Genomic DNA, 2,832 nt, shown 5'->3' with positions numbered 1-2,832 from the left:
TCTTTAGCCCTAGAAAATCTATCTGGTAAATTACCCTTACGCATTTTTTCCCTTATGAGCGAGCTTATGTGCTGATGTCAAATATGACCCAGCAAATCTTATCTTGTATATTATTTATTTTCATTATGAATCTAGAGCAAACAAACAATTCATAGATTTAGCTGGCTGGCTGGTAGTCCAGACACTTGAGCTAAGCTTGTTATGTTAGTTGAATGGTTGTATCACTAGCTGCCTTTGACAGGCCTAGCCACCTAAGAGTTCTCATTCCATCAAGCATCGTAATACATGTTTGTGGGAACCCATTGTAACCATTCAAATCTAGTGACAACAATTCAATTTGGCGCTGTGTGGACCAGTACTAGGTTTACTATTTTGTACATTTACGTCACTAATCTTACCTAGATAAGTATACATTTTTCAAAATCTTTTATCTAAGTTGCGTAGTCTTATTTCTCATTTCTCACTATCTGTTATAGATAGTTTCAGATACGTAAACACTTAGTAATGCTGTCTTTACAGCAAATAGTGTATAGCGTAATAATCGCATTGAAACTGTTTCAGAAAATGAGACGTATCATATCCTATTAACTCTTCATCTCTACCAATTTGTTACTCAGTAATTTTGAAATAAGGCTAAGCTCACCCATTTCTTCTATGTGAGGTAGAGCAATAACCACAGTAATCATTAGTGGCTGTTCTTCCATGGCATACACATTCGCATCTAGAGCCAAATCCTGATGAATAATTTCTTTTTCTCATACCCCAGATTGTTGTGCTTTAACCCTATTTAAACCACCAAGTTTTGGACGTTTTACATCTAATAGATAGAGAGTTGGGTATCATTCACTCCTAGTCACATCATACGAAATAATCGCATACAGTACGCACACGTGCGAACAATACCGTGCGTACGGTATACAATACCGGTTTTGAATCAACAAACCTGCTTATTTGTTTGAACCATCGATGAAATTAGCATTTGGTGACTACTGTAAATTTAAGTCACACTCATACTTTGTGGAGGATATTATTATGTAGGCGGTTCTACAGTTGTAGCTGTAGCGAATCTGTCTCCTACCTGATTGACATGAATCTTGACTTTCTGTCCAACTTTGCCGTTTTTGACAAAAATTACAAAACCTTGTACTCTTGCAATACCGTCTCCCTGTCTACTGATTTCTGTTACGTCTACGTCATAATCCTTACCTATTTCTACTGGTTTTGGAGCAAAGCCTCTATTAAAGTCTCTACCTCCGCGACCATAACCTCTTCCGTAGCTCATTCGTATAACTGATTAATAATCTCCCCAATATAAACTGGCTATATCAGGAGTCTCCCAATACGAGACTAAGGAATATGAGAATGAGTGCCTTCTTCCAGCAGGACAATCGATTCCAAGCTCTCTGAAAGAAAGTGGCTTGATATCAGCTAAGAAATCGACGGGGAAAAAGCAGGCCGGCCATTTTAAGATATAGAAAACCGAGAACAGAGTTATCACCCCGGAGCTATTAGCCATCATGCTTCAAAATAATAAGTAGGTGAGGTCAATGACTCAACTATTCAATTAGATCAGTAGAAATTCTATGCATACACCGTAGTGGAGAATGCACAGATTATATACCTGAGTAAAGTTATGGACATTATAGATTAACTTTACATCTCATTACGATAATGCAAAATCCAATTGTGTGTTCTATCTGTAAAGCAGAGAATCGCATCATTACAGACCTGGATGCCGGTGAAATGATCTGCAGTGAATGTGGCCTAGTTCTCTCTAACAATATTCAAGATACCAAGCAAGAATGGCGTAATTTTATGGACAATGAAATATCAAAAAATAGAAAGAGAACTGGAGCGCCTACCTCTTTAGCCCGTCATGACATGGGATTGTACACCACGATGGGGAAAGGCCGTAAAGACGCTAGTGGAAATGTGTTGGATTCATCCGCACTTTCGTTAATGAAAAGATTGAGAACATGGGATCTTAGAAGCCAGGCTAGCGTTAACGGAAACCTTCGTCTTGCATTTGATCAACTTGATATACTGAAGGACAAACTTGGGCTACCAAGCTCAATAATTGAGAAAACTGCTTATATATACAGGAAAGCCCGGAACAGCGGGTTAGTACGAGGAAGAGAAACAAGGATAGTGATAGCCGCTGCTCTCTACTTGGCGTGTAGACAACAAGGAATTCCTCGAACACTCAAGGAGATATGTTTAATTAGTAACGTCAAAAGAAGAGCTGTTTCAAGGGAGTACAGGGATATCATATTTGATCTTGATATTAATATTCCAATTGTCGATCCGTTGAAATGCATCACTAGAATAGCCAATCAGTTGAATTTAAGCGGGAAGATAAAACATGATGCGGTAGCTATCATGAATGCTGCAACTAAAAATACGTTTTCAGCTGGAAAGAATCCTATGGGACTTGCCGCCACAATTCTGTATCAGTCTTGCTTGATTAATGGATATGATAGTATAGGACAAGCCGTTTTTGCACAAACTGCAGGAGTGACAGAAGTCACGATTAGAAATATTTCTAAATATCTAAAAACCCAGCTAGATCCGAATTGGTGCGATGCTACCTATCGCCAAAGATAAGGATCTAATTTCGAGTAAATGCGATCCTTTGAATCGCTCATGAGAAGCTGCATGTTATCGATTTGGATTGATGTATACAATGTTGCCTATTTCAATTGTAAGCATTATTAATAGATCTGTGTTAATGTGGCCTTGAAATACAAATGCTCGCAAACAGTAGTAGGATAGACAAATGATCCTTGATTCCTCCAATTAGTCAATCAGAATGCTTTTCTTGACTGATATAGA

General features: G+C 38.2%; 2 protein-coding genes. One reads left to right on the top strand and one right to left on the bottom strand.

The window, feature by feature from the left end:
* Positions 1-1,030: 1,030 nt before the first annotated feature.
* Entirely contained in the window at positions 1,031-1,282 is a 252-nt protein-coding gene (locus DYY65_RS11695) for a TRAM domain-containing protein (RefSeq protein WP_162478134.1), read from the bottom strand.
* Positions 1,283-1,671: 389 nt separating this feature from the next.
* Between DYY65_RS11695 and DYY65_RS11690 the strand changes: the two genes are divergently transcribed.
* Complete coding sequence (locus tag DYY65_RS11690; protein WP_162478133.1) at positions 1,672-2,604, top strand: transcription initiation factor IIB; 933 nt, start codon at positions 1,672-1,674, stop codon at positions 2,602-2,604.
* The last annotated feature ends 228 nt before the right edge of the window (positions 2,605-2,832 follow it).

The sequence above is a fragment of the Nitrososphaera sp. AFS genome, assembly GCF_009898475.1.
Taxonomy (GTDB): Archaea; Thermoproteota; Nitrososphaeria; order Nitrososphaerales; family Nitrososphaeraceae; genus Nitrosopolaris.
The sequence above is the reverse complement of the archived record's forward strand: the minus strand, read 5'-3'. Positions and strand labels throughout refer to the sequence as shown.